Annotated in this window: 14 protein-coding genes; all 14 read left to right on the forward strand. The window is 68.4% G+C overall.

What is annotated here, in order from left to right:
• The first annotated feature begins 81 nt into the window (after positions 1 to 81).
• Complete coding sequence (locus AAYO93_RS03190) at positions 82 to 1077, forward strand: ABC transporter permease (protein ID WP_345763571.1); 996 nt, start codon at positions 82 to 84, stop codon at positions 1075 to 1077.
• A complete protein-coding gene (locus tag AAYO93_RS03195) occupies positions 1077 to 3014 on the forward strand; it encodes a dipeptide/oligopeptide/nickel ABC transporter permease/ATP-binding protein (RefSeq protein WP_345763572.1) in 1938 nt (645 codons plus the stop codon). The genes AAYO93_RS03190 and AAYO93_RS03195 overlap by 1 nt, the downstream gene beginning before the upstream one ends.
• Positions 3011 to 3772, forward strand: coding sequence for an ABC transporter ATP-binding protein (locus tag AAYO93_RS03200; RefSeq protein WP_345763573.1), 762 nt, complete (start codon positions 3011 to 3013; stop codon positions 3770 to 3772). The genes AAYO93_RS03195 and AAYO93_RS03200 overlap by 4 nt, the downstream gene beginning before the upstream one ends.
• Before the next feature lie 12 nt (positions 3773 to 3784).
• Positions 3785 to 7150 carry a serine hydrolase gene (locus AAYO93_RS03205; RefSeq protein ID WP_345763574.1) on the forward strand — a complete coding sequence of 1122 codons (3366 nt, stop codon included), beginning with the start codon at positions 3785 to 3787 and terminating at the stop codon, positions 7148 to 7150.
• Positions 7147 to 8271 carry a M20 family metallopeptidase gene (locus tag AAYO93_RS03210; RefSeq protein WP_345763575.1) on the forward strand — a complete coding sequence of 375 codons (1125 nt, stop codon included), beginning with the start codon at positions 7147 to 7149 and terminating at the stop codon, positions 8269 to 8271. The genes AAYO93_RS03205 and AAYO93_RS03210 overlap by 4 nt, the downstream gene beginning before the upstream one ends.
• Positions 8268 to 9071 (forward strand): GNAT family N-acetyltransferase, encoded by an 804-nt coding sequence (locus AAYO93_RS03215; protein WP_345763576.1) that lies wholly within the window; start codon positions 8268 to 8270, stop codon positions 9069 to 9071. Before AAYO93_RS03210 ends, AAYO93_RS03215 begins: the two co-directional genes overlap by 4 nt.
• Positions 9068 to 10174: an o-succinylbenzoate synthase gene (gene menC, locus AAYO93_RS03220; protein ID WP_345763577.1), complete on the forward strand. Its 1107-nt coding sequence runs from the start codon at positions 9068 to 9070 to the stop codon at positions 10172 to 10174. Before AAYO93_RS03215 ends, menC begins: the two co-directional genes overlap by 4 nt.
• 19 nt (positions 10175 to 10193) lie before the next feature.
• Positions 10194 to 11834, forward strand: a complete 1641-nt coding sequence (locus tag AAYO93_RS03225; protein ID WP_345763578.1) for a PucR family transcriptional regulator — start codon at positions 10194 to 10196, stop codon at positions 11832 to 11834.
• A gap of 91 nt (positions 11835 to 11925) precedes the next feature.
• Positions 11926 to 14016 (forward strand): hypothetical protein, encoded by a 2091-nt coding sequence (locus tag AAYO93_RS03230; protein ID WP_345763579.1) that lies wholly within the window; start codon positions 11926 to 11928, stop codon positions 14014 to 14016.
• Positions 14017 to 14486: 470 nt separating this feature from the next.
• Positions 14487 to 14933 (forward strand): MaoC family dehydratase N-terminal domain-containing protein, encoded by a 447-nt coding sequence (locus tag AAYO93_RS03235; RefSeq protein ID WP_345763580.1) that lies wholly within the window; start codon positions 14487 to 14489, stop codon positions 14931 to 14933.
• Positions 14933 to 15355: a MaoC family dehydratase gene (locus AAYO93_RS03240; RefSeq protein WP_345763581.1), complete on the forward strand. Its 423-nt coding sequence runs from the start codon at positions 14933 to 14935 to the stop codon at positions 15353 to 15355. The genes AAYO93_RS03235 and AAYO93_RS03240 overlap by 1 nt, the downstream gene beginning before the upstream one ends.
• Before the next feature lies 1 nt (position 15356).
• Positions 15357 to 16505 carry a UDP-N-acetylmuramate dehydrogenase gene (locus AAYO93_RS03245; protein ID WP_345763582.1) on the forward strand — a complete coding sequence of 383 codons (1149 nt, stop codon included), beginning with the start codon at positions 15357 to 15359 and terminating at the stop codon, positions 16503 to 16505.
• A 122-nt stretch (positions 16506 to 16627) separates the two neighbouring features.
• Entirely contained in the window at positions 16628 to 17620 is a 993-nt protein-coding gene (locus AAYO93_RS03250) for an IS481 family transposase (protein ID WP_345763583.1), read from the forward strand.
• Positions 17621 to 17807: 187 nt separating this feature from the next.
• On the forward strand, positions 17808 to 18773 hold the full coding sequence (locus AAYO93_RS03255) for an ATP-binding cassette domain-containing protein (protein WP_345763584.1): 966 nt from the start codon (positions 17808 to 17810) through the stop codon (positions 18771 to 18773).
• Positions 18774 to 18780: the final 7 nt, after the last annotated feature.

Raw genomic sequence — 18780 nt, forward strand, 5'->3', positions numbered from 1 at the left:
GCCCGGCGCTTCGCACGCACCACAGCACCACGCTCCAACGCTCCAACGCTCCAACGCTCCAACCAGTAAGGAAACCTCGGCATGACATCAGCAGTCGCCCTGCCGGCAGAAGAGATGCGCACCACCGGCGATCGTCGCTGGCAGCGCTTCGCGATCCGCCGGACAGGGCGACTGCTCGTGTCGCTCTGGGTGCTCGTGACGGCTTCGTTCCTCATGATCCACCTCGTGCCGGGCGATCCGATCCGGGCGGCGATGGGTCCGACGACCCCGCTCGCCGTGGTCAACGCCCGACGCGAGGCCCTCGGCCTGAACGACCCGATCTGGCAGCAGTACCTGCACTACCTCCAGGGCGTGTTCACCGGTGACCTGGGAGTCTCCATCGGCTCCCAGCTCCCGGTCGCCCAGGTGATCGGCCAGCGCCTGGCCGCAACCGCCGCGCTCGCCGGCCTCGCCTTCCTCCTCGCCGTCGTGATCGCCGTGCCGATCGGGGTCGCCGTCGCGGTCGCCACCCGTCGCTCGCGCGGTCGCCGGCTCGAACTGGGGTTCACCGCCGGCAGCGTCTTCCTCTCGACGATCCCCGACTTCCTGCTCGGTGTCGCACTCGTCTTCGTCTTCGGTGTCACGCTCGGTTGGCTGCCTGTCGCCGGCCGGGACAGCGCGGCCTCCTACATCCTCCCCGTGATCGCGCTGGCCCTCGGCCCCGCGGCCGTGCTGGCCCGAATCGTCCGCGTCGAGATGCTCGGTGTCCTCGACGCCGATTATGTGCGCACGGCCAGGGCGAAGAGGCTGAAGTCGTGGCGGATCCATCTCAGCCACGCCCTGCCGAACGCGCTCACGGCCACCCTCACCCTCGCGGGTCTCCTCCTGAGCTCTCTGGTGGTCGGCACCGTGCTCGTCGAGAACGTGTTCGCCTGGCCCGGGCTCGGCAGCACCATCGTGCAGTCGATCCAGACCAAGGACTACCCCCTCGTGCAGGCGACGGTGCTCGTCTACGGCGTCGGCGTCCTGCTCGTGAACACCATCGTCGACGTCGTGCTCGCCCTGCTCGACCCGCGCTCGACCGTTGCGGAGCACTGATGAAAGCCATCCGGCGCACCATGCGCACCCCCCTCGGCGTCGCAGCGATGATCCTCCTGCTGGTCGTGCTGGCGACAGCCGTCTTCGCCCCGATCCTCTGGGGTGAGAAAGCGGATGCGGTCAACACGAACGACCTGCTGGCCGGGCCGTCGCCCGAGCACTGGATCGGAACCGACAACCTGGGCCGCGACCTCTTCTACCGCGTGCTGGTCGCGACGCGGCTCTCCATCGTGCTGGCCCTTCTCGCCACGCTCGTGTCGGTCGGCATCGGCCTGGTGCTCGGAGTCCTGCCGCTGCTCCTCGGACCGCGGTTCGGCAGGGTGATCACCTGGATCGTCGGCATCGCCGTCGCGTTCCCCGGCCTCCTGCTCGCCCTGTTCTTCGCGGTGATCTTCGGATCGGGTTGGCTCGGCGCCGTCCTGGCGATCGGTATCGCCGGTGCGCCGTCGTTCGCCCGCCTCTGCCAGACGCTCATCGCAGGCGTGTCGTCGCGCGACTACGTGGCGGCCGCGCGTGTCGGCGGGGTCGGACGGCTGCGGGTGCTGGGCCGCCACGTGCTTCCGAACGTCGGCGAGCCGCTGATCGTGAACGCGACCATCGGTGCCGGCGGCACCCTGCTCGCGTTCGCAGGTCTCTCCTTCCTCGGCCTCGGTGTCCAGCCGCCCTCGTACGACTGGGGCCGGCTGATGGGTGAGGGCCTGTCCGGCATCTATGTGAACCCGCTCGCCGCACTTGCTCCCGGCATGGCGGTCGTCATCGCCGGTCTGGCTTTCAACCTCGTCGGCGAGTCCGCCGCGCGTGCGCTGGGGATCGCCTCCGCGAACCCGCTCACCGCCGCGAAGAAGAAGGTGCAGCCTCGCCCCGTTCCTCAGCCCATCCCGGTGGTGCAGGATGGAGACGCCGTCCTGGAGGTGCGCAACCTGCGCGTCACGTTCCCGGGAGTGGATGGCCCCGTCAGCCCGGTTCGCGGTATCAGCTTCACGATCGGCAAGGGCGAGGCCGTCGGCATCGTCGGCGAGTCCGGCTCCGGCAAGTCGCTGACCGCCCTCTCGATCGCCCAGCTCGTCGAGCAGCCCGGTGAGGTGAAGGCCCAGCGCCTGGACTTCCTCGGCGAAGCGCTGCTGGAGGGCGACCCCGCCCGCCACCGTCGCCTTCTCGGCACCGCGCTCGCGATGGTGTTCCAGGACCCGATGACCTCGTTCAACCCCACGAAGCGGATGGGCGGCCAGCTCGCCGAAGTGGCCGTCGAGCACCAGGGGATGAGCTCGAAGGATGCGCTCGCCCGGGCCGTCGACCGGTTCGACGCCGTCAGGCTCCCGGAGCCGGCGCGCCGGGTCAGGCAGTACCCGCACGAATTCTCTGGTGGGATGCGGCAGCGCGCGATGATCGCGATGGGCCTGATGGCCACACCGAAGCTCATCATCGCCGACGAGCCGACGACAGCGCTCGACGTGACCGTGCAGCAGCAGGTGCTCGCGCTCCTGCAGTCGATCCGCGAACAGGATGACGTGGCCCTCCTGCTGATCAGTCACGATGTCTCCGTGGTCGCCGAGATCTGCGACCGGGTGCTGGTGATGTACGCCGGCCGAATCGTGGAAGACCTCCCGGCCCATGAGCTCGCGACTGCTGCGAAGCATCCGTACACGCGTGCCCTGCTCGCGGCCGTTCCCGACATGACCACCGACATCGACCAGCCTCTCGCGACGGTGCCAGGGCGCCCGGTCGACCCCGCGCAGGTCCCGGCGGGTTGCGCCTACGCCGCGCGCTGCCCGCTTGCTGACGCCCGTTGCCGCGGCATCGATCCGGAGCTCATCGAGGACGAGTCGGGCAACCGTGTCGCCTGCTGGCACGCCGGCGAGCCGATCCAGCTGGGGATGCCGGTCCAGCATCGCGCTGAACGGTTCGCCGAACTCGATGATGCGGAGGTCCTGGCATGAGTGAACTGCACTTCGACGACGTGACCGTGCGCTTCGGCGCCGGACGCACCGCGATGACCGCGGTCGACGGCGTCAGCCTGAAGGTTCCGTCCGGCGAGGTCGTCGGTCTCGTCGGCGAGTCGGGCTCGGGCAAGTCGACCCTCGCCCGTACCGCCGTCGGTCTCTCCCCGATCCACTCGGGCCGCATCCTTCTCGACGGAACCCCGATCGCCGCGCGCCGCGGCCGTCGCCCGCTGCAGATGGTCTTCCAGGACCCGTACTCCTCCCTCGACCCGCGCATGACCATCGGTTCGAGCATCGCCGAGATCCTGCCGCGCGGCTTGAGCCGCACCGAGCGCCGTGAGGAAGTCGCCCGGCTCCTCGACCTCGTGCACCTCGACAACACCCGCGCCCAGGCCTATCCGTCGGCGCTCTCGGGCGGCCAGCGCCAGCGTGTCGCCATCGCCCGGGCACTCGCCGGCCGCCCCGAGGTCCTCGTCGCCGACGAGATCACCTCCGCGCTCGACGTCTCGATCCAGGGCTCGATGCTCAACCTGGTTCGGGAGTTGCAGGCCGAGCTCGGCCTGTCGATGCTCTTCATCTCGCACAACCTGGCTGTCGTCCGCTACGTCGCCAGCAGCATCGCCGTCATGTACCGCGGGCGCATCGTCGAGCAGGGGCCGACCGCCCAGGTGCTCGACCAGCCCGAGCATCCCTATACCCGCCAGCTGCTCTCCGCGATCCCGCGGCGAGTCCAGACCACGACAACCCACCACTAGAAGGAGTCCGAAGTGACCCGCAGAATGCGCATCGAAGACCTGCTCGCACTCTCTGTGCCGAGCCAGCCGACCGTCTCGCCCGACGGTTCGAGCATCGCCTACGTGCTGAGCGGCAATGACGCCGCCGCAGACACGTCGGTGAGCTCGCTCTGGATCGCAGATGGTTCGGGATCGCCCCGTGCACTGACGCACGGGACGACGGATGCGAGCCCCGCGTTCTCGCCCGACGGAACCACGATCGCCTTCCAGCGCGACGGCCAGCTCTGGACGCTGCCGGTCGCCGGCGGCGAGCCGAAGCAGCTCACCACGCTTCCTCTCGGGGCGGGTGCGCCGGTCTGGAGCCCGGGCGGTACGCGCATCGCCTTCTCGGCTCCCGTCGACACGGCAGCCGCAGAAGACGAGGGCGACGCGGAGCGCGCCCGCCGGTCGGGTGCGCCGATCGTCACCGACGGCGTCGGCTACCAGGTGGATGGCGCTGGCTACCTGCGAGGACTGCGCACGCAGATTCACGTGGTCGACGTCGAGACCGGGGAACTGCGCCGGCTCACCGACGCCGACGAGCACGCCGGCAGCCCCGCCTGGAGCCCCGACAGCGCCACGCTCGCCTTCACGGCCCACCCCGAGGGCGTCGACGAGCTCGCCATGCGTTCGTCGGTCCACCTCATCGACGCGGTCGACCCCAAGGCACTGCCGCGCGCGATCGCCTTCGAGGGCGGCTTCGCCGGGACGGTCACCTTCACCCCTGACGGGAACGGCCTCGTCGTCGTCGGCTGGAAGGGCGACCCGCGGGCTCACGCCGGTCTCTTCGCCGTCGACCTCGAAACGGGCGCGGTCACCGAGCTCGCCGCATCCCTCGACCGCAACGTGATGCCGGGTGCTCCGGCCTACCCGGGGGCTCTCCCGCAGTTCACGACGGAAGGCGACGTGCTGTTCGCCATCCGGGACCGCGGCTGCACCCACCTCTACGCCGTCCCGTTCACCGGCGGCGAGCCGCGCCTCCTCCACGGCGGCGAGGGACACGTCGTCAGCGGTCTCTCGGTCTCCGGCGCCCACGCCGCGATCGCACTCGCCACCCCAACTTCGTTCGGCGAGATCGTGGCCGTCGACCTGGGCACAGGCGCCGAGACCGTGGTCACCAGCCACGGCGACACGCTGGCCGAGGTCGACCTGTTCCTCCGCGAGAGCCGCGAGTTCACCATCAGCGACGGCGTCACCGTGCAGGGCTGGGTCATCCGCGACCCCGAGGTCACCGGTGCGACCCCTCTTCTCATCGACGTGCACGGCGGACCGCACAACGCGTGGAACGCCGCCGCAGACGAGATGCACCTCTACCACCAGGAGCTCGCGGCCCGCGGCTGGACCGTGCTCATCGTCAACCCGCGCGGCAGCGACGGCTACGGCACGGAGTTCTACGACGCTGTCTTCAACGCGTGGGGCGAGGCGGACCGGAACGACTTCCTCGAGCCGATCGACCAGCTCGTCGCCGACGGCCTCGCCGACCCGAAGCGGCTCGCCATCACCGGCTACAGCTACGGCGGATTCACCACCTGCTACCTGACGAGCCGCGACGACCGCTTCGCCGCAGCCGTCAGCGGAGGCGTCGTCGCCGACCTCACCAGCATGGGCGGCACGAGCGACGACGCGCACTTCCTGAACGTCGCCGAGCTGGGCGCCCTGCCCTGGAAGGACGGCGACCGCGAGCGTCTCGCCGAACTGTCCCCGTACACCCACGTCGACAAGGTGGCCACGCCGACGCTCGTCCTGCACGGCGGCGACGACGTCCGCTGCCCGGTGGGCCAGGCCGAGCAGTGGCATTACGCACTGCGCGAGCAGGGCGTGCCGACACGGCTCGTGATCTACCCGGGCGCGAGCCACGTGTTCCCGCTCCTCGGCAAGCCGAGCCATCGCATCGACTTCTGCACCCGTATCGTCCAGTGGGTGGAGCAGTATGCGGGTGACGCAGAAGGCCCGCGTCCCGAGCCCATCGACGCCGCGCACTGGGAGCGCCGCCTGACCGCTCTCGCCAAGCGCCACAAGGTGCCGGGCGCCCAGCTCGGGATCCTGCGCCTCGGCACGGGCGGCGCCGCGGACGAGGTCGTCACCGCCGCCACCGGAACCCTCAACCGCAACATCGCCACCGGCGCCCCCGTGACGACCGACGCTGTGTTCCAGATCGGTTCCGTCTCGAAGGTGTGGACCGCATCCGTCGTCATGCGACTCGTGGATGAGGGCAAGCTCGCCCTCGACACCCGCATCGTCGACATCCTGCCGGGCTTCCACCTCGTCAACGACGCCCTCACCGACGGCGTGACCGTGTGGCACCTGCTGACGCACACCAGCGGCATCGACGGGGACGTCTTCACCGACACCGGCCGCGGCGACGACTGCATCGAGAAGTACGCGTACCTGCTGTACGAGGCCGGCCAGAACCACCCGATCGGCGCGACCTGGTCGTACTGCAACTCGGGCTACAGCCTCCTCGGCCGCGTGATCGAGCAGGTCACCGGCCAGACCTGGGACGCTGCGATGCGCGACCTCCTGTTCAGCCCGCTCGGCCTCACCCACACGGTCACGCTGCCCGAGGATGCGATCCTCTACGCCGCAGCCGTCGGTCACGTCGAGGTCGGAGACGAGCAGGTCGTGACGCCCACCTGGGGCCTCCCGCGGTCGCTCGGCCCGGCCGGGCTGATCACCGCCCGCGCGGCCGACGTGCTCGCCTTCGCACGGCTGCACATGACCGGTGGCCTCGCCGCCGACGGCACGCGCCTGCTCAGCGAGGAGAGCGTGCTCGCCATGCAGGACCTGCACGCCGACGTGCCCGACAAGTACTCGCTCGGCGACTCGTGGGGTCTCGGCTGGATCCGTTTCGGCTGGAACGGCGACCGCCTGTACGGCCACGACGGCAACACCATCGGCCAGGCAGCGTTCCTGCGCATCCACGCGGAGAGCGGTGTCGCCGTGACGCTGCTCACCAACGGCGGCCACACCCGCGACCTGTACGAAGACCTCTACCGCGAGATCTTCGCCGAGCTGTCGGGCCTGACCATGCAGTCGCCGCTGCAGCCGCCGGCCGAGCCGGCCGACGTCGACGTGACCCCGTTCCTCGGCACCTACGAGCGCGCGGGGATCAAGATGGAGATCCTCACGAACGACGACGGTCCTCTCCTGCGCACGACCATGACCGGTCCGCTCGTCGAGATGACGCCGGAGTCCGCCGTGGACGAGTACCCGCTCGTGCCCGTCGACGACAAGCTGTTCGCCGTCCGCGCGCCCGGCACGGAGACCTGGATCGCCGTGACCTTCTACTCGCTCCCCACCGGCGAGGAGTACCTGCACTTCGGTGCACGTGCGACACCGAAGACGGCGGTTCCAGCGTGACGATCGTCCACACCGACGTCGCCGCACCTGCGGTGATGATCGACCACATCCGTCGCCTCGTCGAGTGCGAGTCGCCGTCCGCGGATTCCGCGGCGGTGGCCCGCTCGGCGGAGGAGGTCGCGGCGCTCGGCGTCGAACTGCTCGGCGTCGAGCCGGAGCGGCTCGTCATCGACGGCACGACTCACCTGCGCTGGCGCTTCGGCGACGCGACGCGTGTCCTGCTGCTGACGCATCACGACACGGTGTGGCCGATCGGCTCGCTCACGACGCATCCGTTCGCGGTGCGCGAGGGGGTGCTGACCGGGCCGGGGAGCTTCGACATGAAGGTCGGGCTCGTGATGGTGCTGCACGCAGTCGCAGCTCTGCCCGACCGCGACGGTGTGACCATCCTCGTGACCGGCGACGAGGAGCTCGGCTCTCCGTCGTCGCGCGCCCTCATCGAGTCCGAGGCTGCCGGCGCCCGCGCCGTGTTCGTGACCGAGGCGTCCGGTGACGGCGGCGCGCTGAAGATCGAGCGCAAAGGCACGTCGATCTACGAAGTCCGCGTCACGGGCCGGGCGGCCCACGCGGGACTGGAGCCGGAGAAGGGTGTCAACGCGACGCTCGAACTGGCGCACCAGGCGCTCGCGGTCGCGGCCCTCGCGGACGCGGTGCTCGGCACGACCGTGACCCCGACCGTCATCGGGGCGGGCACCACCACGAACACGGTTCCGGCTTCCGGATCGTTCGTCGTCGACGTGCGGGTCTGCACGATCGCCGAGCAGGAACGCGTCGACGCCGCGATGCGCGTGCTCACCGCGGTGCTCCCCGGTGCCGTGGTCTCGGTCGAGGGCGGTCCCAATCGGCCTCCGCTGGAGCCCGCCGCATCCTCGGCGCTCTTCGACCGCGCGCAGTCCATCGCATCCCGGCTCGGCCTGGAACCGCTTGTCGGCGTCGCCGTCGGCGGCGCGAGCGACGGCAACTTCACGGCCGGGCTCGGCGTCCAGACCCTCGACGGCCTCGGCGCCGTCGGCGGGGGAGCGCACGCAGACGACGAGCATGTCCTCGTCGACGCGATCGCACCGCGCACCGCGCTACTGGGCGCACTCATCTTCGAACTGCTCGAGCAGGGGGACTCATGACCGGAATAGACCTGAAGCCGGCCGACGAGGCGGTTTCAGCTGCGGAGGCGGCGGCCGACGCGGCAGGCGTCACCGTGCGTGAGCTCGCCGGCATCGAGGAACTGAACGCGACCGTCCACCTGCTCTCCGACATCTGGGGCCGCACCGGAAACCCGCCCGTGACCCCGGAACTGCTCCGTGCCTTCAGCAAGGCGGGGAACTACATCGGCGGTGCCTTCGACGGCGAGGAACTCGTCGGGGCGACGATCGCCTTCCATTCGACGCCCGAACAGCATTCGCTGCACAGCCACATCGCCGGCGTCTCGCACGGCCTCATCGGTCGCTCGGTCGGCTTCGCGATGAAGCTCCACCAGCGCGCCTGGGCCCTCGACCGCGGTATCGGCATCATCGAGTGGACCTTCGACCCGCTCGTCGCCCGCAACGCCTACTTCAACATCGTGAAGCTGGGCGCGGACCCCGTCGAGTACCTGCCCAACTTCTACGGCGTGATGAGCGATGTCATCAACGGCGATGACGAGACCGACCGCCTGCTCGTGCGCTGGAACCTCAAGGATCCCCTCGTCGTCGCGGCGGCCGCGACCGGCAGGGTGCCTGCTCCCGCGCTGCTCGACCACGTCACTGTCGCGGTTCCCGCCGACATCGAAGCGATGCGCCTCGAAGAGCCGGAACTCGCGCACGAATGGCGGGTGCGGGTGCGCGAGCGGCTCACGGAACTGCTCGGCGACGGGGGCCGCATCGTCGGCTTCGACCGGGTGCAGGGCTACGTTCTCGAGACAGGCAGTGCGGAGGTCGCGCGATGAAACTCGAAGGATTCGAACTGCTTCGGGTCGCGATGCCGCTGGTATCGCCGTTCCGCACGTCCTTCAGCACCCAGACCGAGCGTGACATCCTCCTCGTCCGCGCCTTCACCGACGAGGGGGAGGGCTGGGGCGAATGCGTCACGCTCCCCGACCCGCTCTATTCGCCGGAGTACGCGGACGGCGCCGTCGACGTCATGAAGCGGTTCTTCATCCCGGCGCTCGGCGCCGCGGGCGTGTCCGACGCGCCCGGCGTCGGCCATGCGCTCTACCCGTTCAAGGGCCACCGCATGGCGAAGGCGGCACTCGAGATGGCCGTCCTCGATGCCGAGCTGCGCGCAGAGGGCCGCTCGTTCGCTCGCGAACTCGGCTCGGTGCACGCCACCGTGCCGTGCGGCGTCTCGGTCGGCATCATGGACTCGATTCCCGAACTGCTGGATGCCGTCGGCGGCTACCTCGCTGCCGGCTACGTGCGCATCAAGCTCAAGATCGAACCAGGCTGGGACATCGAGGCGGTGCGGGCCGTGCGTGAGATGTACGGCGACGAGGTGCTGCTTCAGGTGGATGCGAACACCGCGTACACGCTGCGCGACGCCCGCCATCTCGCCCGCCTCGACGATTTCGACCTGCTGCTCATCGAGCAGCCGCTCGAAGAGGAGGACATCCTCGGCCATGCGGAACTCGCGAAGATCGTGAAGACGCCCATCTGCCTCGACGAGTCGATCACGTCGGCCCAGACGGCCGCGGCCGCCATCCGGCTCGGCGCGACACAGGTGATCAACATCAAGCCGGGGCGCGTCGGCGGCTATCTGGAGGCCAGGCGCATCCACGATCTCGCCGCGGCGAACGGGATCGCGGTCTGGTGCGGCGGGATGCTCGAATCGGGCATCGGACGCGCGGCCAACGTCGCGCTCGCCTCCCTTCCCGGGTTCACGCTTCCCGGTGACGTCTCGGCCAGCGACCGGTTCTACCGCACCGACATCACGCCGCCGTTCGTCATGAAGGACGGCCACCTCGACGTCCCCGACGGGCCCGGTCTGGGTGTCGCGCCCATCCAGGAGGTACTCGACGACCTCACGGCTTCCGTGGAGTACGTCCACATCTGAGGAAGTTATGCTCCCGCACATGAACCTGCGCCCCCGATCGAGCCTGGGGCGCATCCTCGACGACCTCGGCGTGACGCTGCTCGAACTCGTGCACGGTGACGTCGAGGTGACCCACGATATCGGCGGTGTCGTCATCCACGACCCCGTCGAGGAGCCTGTCTATCCTGAGCGGGCACTCGTGCTCGGCGTCGGGATCGCGGATCCGGCCGAACTCGCCGCCCTGGTGACCGAGCTCGGCACGCGCGGCGTCGTGGCACTCATCGTCCGCGCACCGGTCGAACTGACCGACGGCGTGCGCGCAGCGATCGACAGCTCGGGCGTCGCCGTCATGGGGCTCGCCCGCGGGGCGACCTGGACGCAGCTGGCGGCCCTCCTGCGCTCGCTCCTGGCCGAAGGCGACATCGGCGACGCCGAACACGAATCGCTCGGCGGACTGCCCTCCGGCGACCTCTTCGCCGTCTCCAACGCGATCGCCGCACTGCTCGACGCGCCCGTGACGATCGAGGACCGCTCGTCGCGCGTGCTCGCCTTCTCCGGGCGACAGGAAGAAGCGGATGCGTCGCGGGCAGAGACGATCATCGGCCGCCAGGTTCCGGAGCGGTACTCGCGGGTGCTCACCGAGCGCGGCGTGTTCCGCGACCTGTACCGCCACGACAAACCGGTGATCGTCGACCCCATCCAGATCGGCTACGAGGGTCTGACCACCCAGCGCATCGCCCTCGCGGTGCGCGCCGGCGACGAGGTGCTCGGATCGGTCTGGGCGGCGATGGACGGCCCCCTGACCGACGAACGCACAGCAGCTCTTCGGGATGCCGCCAAACTGGTCGCCCTGCACATGCTGCGGGTACGAGCCGGCGCCGACGTACAGCGCAGGCTGAGCACCGAACTCGTGGGGACGGCACTCGAGGGCGGCGCGGGTTCGCGGGATGCCCTCGAGCGGCTCGGACTCGGCGGCCAGCGTGTCGGCGTGATCGGCGCATCCCTTCTCCTCGACGCGCAGCGCGAGCGATCCGTGCGCGCCGACCAGCTTCTCCTCGGTGAGCGCCAGCATTTCGCGGATGCGCTCGCGGTGCACCTGTCCGCCGTGCGTCCGGGGTCTGCCGTGGCCCTTGTCGGCGACGTGGCGTACGGGATCTTCGCGGCGCCCGGCGAAGGCGACGCCGCAGAAGATCGTGCCGCCCGCATCGCACAGGACTTCCTCGACCGTGTCGGCTCGCGGATGCCCTCCGTGCTCGCGATCGGACCGGCCGCCTCCGGAGTCACCGGCATCGCCCACTCGCGTGCGACCGTCGACCGTGTGCTCCGGGTGCTGCGCGACAGTCAGGTGACCGGCCGCGTCGCGCGTCTGGTCGACGTGCAGACGGAATCGCTGCTGCTCGAGCTGCGCGACCTCGTCGCGGCCCGCGGGGATGAGCCGGGAGGCCCGATCGCGCGCCTGATCGAATACGACGAGCGCACCGACTCCAGCCTGGTGCTCACGCTGCAGGCATGGCTCGACTGCTTCGGGGAGGTCGGGGCGGCGTCGGCGTTGCTCTACGTGCATCCGAACACGTTCCGGTACCGGCTGCGACGGATCACCGAGGTGAGCGGGCTCGACCTCGCCGACCCTGAAGCGCGGTTCGCGGCTATGCTGCAGCTGCGGATGCTCGCGACACGCTGACGCGGCTTGTCGGCCACGGTACGGGAACCCGTCGATTGCCCGCCCTCGTGATCTGCGCTATGGTGCGCCCAGGCCAGAGTTGGGGGCGCGAATGGGGAACCTACGACCGACTGTGGGAGTCGCGCTCTCCGGCGGAGGCGTCAGAGCAGCATCCTTCGGTCTCGGCGCTGTCGAGGAGTTGCACGCTCAGCGGGGAATTTTGCGGGGTGAGAAATCCGCCGATTGGATCTCGGCTGTCTCTGGCGGGTCTTACATCGCGGGCACGATCACCCTTCTGAACGCAGGAAACCGCGCCACTTACGCCGACGGGACGAACGCCGGGGGAACCGATCTTCCTGAAGGGGCCAGCCCTGTCTCCGAATCGGCGATCCGATATCTCCTCGCGCACAGCCGATACCTGATCGATCAGGGCGGCTGGTTGGTCGTCCTCAGAATAGTCGTGCTCTTCGCAGCCGGCCTCGTGACGCTGGCGGTTCTCACTTCCTGGGTCGCGACCATGACGATCGGCGACCTGGGGTTTCTCGGGGCCTGGGCACGACGACTGTCGGGGTTTGCGCCCGAGTGGCTCGAATCATCGCCCCTGGCTCAATGGGCAGTCGGCATTCTGGGGGTTGTCGGGCTGATCGCCAGCCTGCGGATAGCCCGGATGCGGCCACCGAAGGAGTCAAGCAGGACCGTCCGTACGCTGCTGGGCATCGGAATACTCGCCCTCAGCCTCCTCGCCATTTCGGTGACGTTTCTAGCCATTCCGTCCCTCACGGACAGGCTCGACGCCACCCCGTTCCTCAGCTCTCCGCAGTGGTTGATCGAGAACGGGATTCCGATCATCGTCGCTGTCGGCGCGATTCTCCTGTTCGCCATCCTTCTAAACCTTCTTGCCGTACCTCTTGTCTTCGTGCGGGTCCCGGCTCGGATCGTGTCGTTCATAGTGGCTCGGAGCATTCCGTGGGTGATCGGGGTCGCTCTGATCAGCTGGGTGGGTCTGTGGGTGTTTCACCTCTTGATCCAGGGCACCGATGAGACGGCCGACATCGCAACGTCCATCACCGCATTCATCGTGTTCTTCGGAGTGCTGCTGGCTGCCGTCATTGTGAGTCCGGTACCCGGACTGATCTCCCCGCATCGTCCGTATCGCGCTTTGATCGCACGCTGCTTCGCCGTGCGGCGCAACGCTGCAGGTGAGGTCGAAGCGATGCCCCGAGCGGACGAGGTGGCCCTCAGCTCGCTTCTGCCCGAGGGAAGTCCCGTTCGCTTTCCGGAACTGATCATCTGTGCTGCCGCGAACGTCACCGACGTCGGCTCGTCGGCAGCCGGTTCGAATGTCCTGCCACTCATGCTGGGCGGCTCGACCGTTTCAATTCCAACGAAGCCCGGCGCGATTATCTCTACTCGAAATCTCGAACAGATGCGTTCGCCCCGACCCGGCTACGGCATCGTGGCACCCCGTCCCATGCTCGGGCTGAGCAGCGCGATCGCGATCGCGGGGGCGGCGGTCTCACCTGCAATGGGGCGAACGACGATGCCCAGCCTGCGGCCGTTGCTCACCGCTTTCAACATCCGTCTCGGGGTCTGGTTGCCCAATCCGCTCTCGGAGGACGCGCGGGCTAAGGTCGAAGCACATCAAGAGAAGCACTTCGGCGTTGGCATCGATCAACTCGTGTGGGAGCTCTTCGGCAGGCACTCCGTGAAGTACCCTCTCATCTACGCCAGCGACGGTGGACACTTCGAGAATCTCGGTATCTTCGAGCTGCTTCGCCGCCAGTGTGCTGTCGTCTGGGCGGTCGATGCCTCGGCGGATCCTCGCGGACTGTGCGCCGCCCTCGCCAAGGCGATTCGCCTCGCCCACTCGGAACTCGACTGCCACGTCGACTTCAATCTCGACGAGTTCGCTGAGCGGGACTCGAAAGGCAGGCCGACCTCGGTCTTCGCGTCGGGCTCGGTCCGCTACGCGGATGGCTCGACGGGCATCATCCATGTCGTGAGGCTGGGCGTCACCGCCAAGCACTCCAGCGCTCTCAAGCAGTATCAGCTCGAAGATCGTGCCTTCCCATACCACTCGACGATCTACCAGGTCTTCAAGTGGGAGCGGTTCGATTCGTACCGGCTGCTGGGGCAGGAGACGATGGGGATGCTGTTGGCCTCGCTCCCGAGCGATAGCGAGGAAGCGATGGAGATCATCTGATTCTCGGAGCGGTGGTGCGAATCCTCGGTCCCATCCGTTGTTTTTCGCGCTCGAAATGTCGGTGGTTCCTCCTATTCTGGAAATAGTTCAAAAAAAGTTCAAAACACTACATGTAGTGGAATGACAAAGGTGTCATTCACGTTATATAGTGGGCAGACACCGCAACAAGCGGTCCAAACAGACTTCAAGGGGAGGCCATCATGGAATACGAAAGCGACACAGTTGGCGGCTACGCAGTTCCCGTCGACCCCATGGATCTTCTGCAGTGCGACAGCTGCCAGTAGGCACGCTTCGCAACTGACTGCAGTTGAAGAACTGCACGAACCCCGGCAGGCCAGGAGGCCTCGCCGGGGTTCGTCGCATCCGCCCTGTGCACAGGTTCTGAACTCGTGCCCCCATTGCAACGCATGCACGAGTTCAGAACGTGTGCACGCGGCGGCCCAAACTGGCCGCATCCGTAGAATGGACCGGTGCCAGTGAACCCAGAACTGCAGGGGCGCGTCTTCCCCGCGACCAGCCCGTATCTCGTCGGGCGGGAGAAGATCCGCGAGTTCGCCCGCGCCGTGCTCGCCACCAGTCCGCTCAACTTCGACGTCGAGGCTGCTCGAGCCGCAGGCCACGCCGACCTGGTCGCGCCACCGACCTTCCCGGTCGTCGTCCAGGAGTCGACGCTCGCCCAGCTCCTCGCCGAACCGGATGCGGGAATCGACTTCAGCCGCGTCGTCCACGGCGACCAGCGTTTCACGTACACCCGTCCGGTCGTCGCAGGCGACGAACTCACCGCGACGCTCACGGTCTCGAGCGTGAAGTCGCTGGGCGCCCACTCCATGGTCACCGCAGAATCGGTCATCACGGATGCGCAGGGCGAGCACGTCGTCACGGCGATCTCGACCCTCGTCGTCAGGGGGGACGAGTAATGGCCAGGCAGTTCGACGCCCTCACCGTCGGCGATGTCGTCGCCGAGCGCGACATCCATTTCACGAGGGATTCGCTGGTGCGCTACGCCGGCGCGTCCGGTGATTTCAACCCCATCCATTACCGCGACGACGTCGCCACCGCTGTCGGCCTCCCGGGCGTGATCGCCCACGGGATGCTCACCATGGGCGCCGCTGTGCAGTCGGTCGTCGACTGGGCCGGCGATCCCGCGCGGATCGTCGACTACCAGGTGCGATTCACCCGGCCGGTCGTCGTCGACCGCGCAGAGGGAGCGGCTGTGACGATCGTCGCCAAGGTCGGCCAGCTCGACGCCGACGCTCACGTCGCACGCATCGACCTCACCGTCACGTTCAACGGCGAGACCGTGCTCGGCAAGGCGCAGGTCCGGGTCTCGCTCGCCTGACATGTCCGACGCTTCCGCGGCATCCGCCATCCCCGCACTCTCCTCCCTCACGACCATGAGGGTCGGCGGCGTGCCCGAGCGGCTCGTGGAGCCTGCGACTCGCGACGAGCTCGTCGCCACGGCGCTCGGCGTCTGGGCCGAGGGCGACGACTGGCTGCTTCTCGGCGGCGGCTCGAACACGGTCGCGAGCGACGACGGCTTTCGGGGCACCGTCATCCGGGTCACGATCCGGGGGATCGAGCGTCTGGATGCTCCGGCCGGCCGGGTGCGCATCCGGGTCGAGGCGGGCGAGCCGTGGGATGACGTGGTCGCCCACGCGGTACGCAACGGCTGGTCGGGCATCGAGGCTCTCTCTGGCATCCCGGGTTCCACGGGGGCAGCGCCGTTCCAGAACATCGGCGCGTACGGGCAGGAGCTCTCGTCGAGCCTCATCGCGATCGACTTCCTCGACTACGCGACAGGCGAGGTGCGCCGGATGTCGAGGTCGGAACTCGGATTGGGCTATCGCACGTCCGAGTTGAAACGGGGCCTCGCCGGGGTCGTGCTCGCGGTCGAGCTCGAGCTCACGGATGCGAACGAACCGATGGGTGCTCCGCTCAGCGAGCCGATCGCCTACGCACAACTTGCCGATGCACTCGGGGTCGCGCTCGGATCCCGGGTCTCCGTCGCAGAGCTGCGTCGCGCCGTGATCGCATTGCGCGCATCCAAGGGGATGGTGCTCGACCCCGACGATCCCGACTCCGTGAGCGCCGGATCGTTCTTCACCAACCCGATCGTGTCGGAGAACTTCGCCCGGTCCCTCCCGGCGGCCGCCCCGCGATGGCCGGTCGAACCGGCCGAGCCCGATGTGGTGCGTGCTCTCGGTGCCGGGGGTGTGCATCCGGAGGACGTGCCTGCGCTGGCCGAAGGGCCGTACGAGGTCAAGCTGAGCGCGGCGTGGCTGATCGAGCAGGCGGGCATCCGCCGCGGCTTCGCGCTCCCCGGTTCGCGGGCGGCGATCTCGGACAAGCACACGCTGGCACTGACGAACCGCGGGGATGCGAGTGCAGACGAGATCGTGCAGCTCGCGTCGTATGTGCAGGGGCGTGTGCAGGCGGAGTTCGGCGTGATCCTCCACGCCGAGCCGATCCTGGTCGGCTTCTCGCTCTAGTTGTACTGCCCGGGGACGTTGGTTGATGTGTGACGACTCGCTGTAGTCGTTTCCGGATGTGACGAGGGCCTCCGGGTGAGAGTGGAGCTGCTTAGACAACCACTTCGAACCGGGAGGCCCTCGTGTCCCACGCTAATGCAGCCCTCACCCCAGTCCAACGCGCCCGGATCGCGCGTCTGATCGTTGAGGAAGGGTGGCCGGTCGCGCACGCAGCCACGTTTTTCCATGTGTCGTGGCCGACCGCGAAACGGTGGGCTAACCGGTATGCGGCGATGGGCCGCGACGGGATGGCCGATCGGTCCTCGCGCCCGCACCGGTCCCCGAACCGGACACCGCAACCGATGGTGCGGAAGATCGTGCATTTGCGGTGGAAGCAACGGCTCGGCCCGGTTGGCATCGGCGCGCAGCTCGGGATGCCCGCCTCAACGGTTCACGCGGTGCTCACCCGGTGTCGGCTCAACCGGTTGCACCATGTCGATGTCAGAACCGGCGAGCCGGTCCGTCGTTACGAGCACGAGAAGCCGGGTGCGCTGATCCACGTCGACGTGAAGAAGCTCGGAAACATCCCGGACGGCGGCGGCTGGCGGTTCGTCGGCCGGCAGCAAGGTGACCGCAACCGGGCCGCCACCCCAGGGAAGCCGCGCAACAAACGGTTCCAACCCTTGGTCGGGACCGCGTTCGTGCACACCGTCATCGACGACAACTCCCGGGTCGCCTATGCCGAGATCCACGACGACGAGACCGCAGCCACGGCGATCGGCGTCCTCCGTCGGGCCGTGTCCTGGTTCGCGGCCCGCGGCGTCACCGTCGAACGGGTGCTCTCCGACAACGGGTCCGCCTACAAGTCGCACGCCTGGCGAGACGCCTGCGCCGACCTCGGCATCAAGGTCAAGAAAACCCGACCCTACCGCCCGCAGACGAACGGGAAAATCGAGCGCTTCCACCGCACCCTCGCCGACGGCTGGGCGTTCAGCCGCCACTACCACTCGGAATCAGCCCGCAGGGCAGCCCTCCCAGCCTGGCTGCACAACTACAATCACCACAGGCCCCACACCGCCATCGGCAAGGTCCCACCGATCACCCGGTTAACCAACCTGCCTGGGCAGTACATCTAGTCGAGTTTCCGCTTGTTCTCCACAGTGTCCGAGGCATGTGGTTTTCTAGGGTTGCGCGCGAATCCACTTGCGATATATCGTGAGTTGTCGTCAACGCGATATATCGCGAAGTTGACCCGCGGAAGAACCCCACGAAACACCCCACACGGCAACAACCCCACCTTTTCGACCTGACCAAGGAGCCACGGTGATCCACGCCAGAGGACTCGCACGAACATTCGACACCAAGCGGGGACGCGAACGCGTCGCCGTCCAGGCCGTCGCAGGCGTCGACATCGACGTCGAAGAGGGAGAGATCGTCGGCTTCCTCGGCCCCAACGGCGCGGGCAAGACCACGACGCTCCGCATGCTGACCACGCTGCTCAAACCCACTACGGGCACGGCGACGGTAGCCGGATACGACCTCGCCAAAGACCCGATCAAGGTACGAAAGAGCATCGGCTACGTCTCGCAGAGCGGCTCGACTGCCGGGGAGGCGCGCGCCGGTGAGGAGATCGTCGACCACGGCCTCCTCTACGGCATCAGCGCCACCCAGGCGGAGACGCGGGGCAAGGAACTCTTCGACCAGCTCGACCTCGAAGGGATGTGGAAGCGGCAGCCGAAGACGATGTCCGGCGGGCAGCGCCGCCGCCTCGACATCGCGATGGGGCTCGTGCACGACCCGAAGCTCGTCTTCCTCGACGAGCCGACGACCGGGCTCGACCCGCAGGCGCGCGCCAACCTGTGGGTGCACATCTCCAACCTGCGCACCCAGCGGGGGAGCACGGTCTTCCTGACGACCCACTATCTCGACGAGGCCGACGCGCTCTGCGACCGCATCCTCGTCATCGACCACGGGTCGATCGTCGCCGCCGACACTCCGGATGCGCTCAAGCGCCAGGTCGCGGGCGATCTGATCGAGCTGGTGTTGCACGACGAGACGCATGTGTCGACCGCTGCGGCCCAGCTCGCGCGCATCACCAGCGACGCGGCGACGGACGTCAACGGTCTCGTCGTCAGCGTGCGGGTGCCGAGCGCGGGCGGCGAGCTTCCGGCGCTGCTGCGCTCGCTCGACGCAGCGGGCGTGGCCCTCGCCTCGATCGAGGTGCGACGACCGACGCTCGACGATGTCTTCCTCACCATGACCGGCCGCTCGCTTCGGGAAGAGGCCTGATCATGTC

Origin of the sequence: Diaminobutyricibacter sp. McL0608 (assembly GCF_039613825.1) — a bacterium.
Taxonomy (GTDB): Bacteria; Actinomycetota; Actinomycetes; order Actinomycetales; family Microbacteriaceae; genus Diaminobutyricibacter.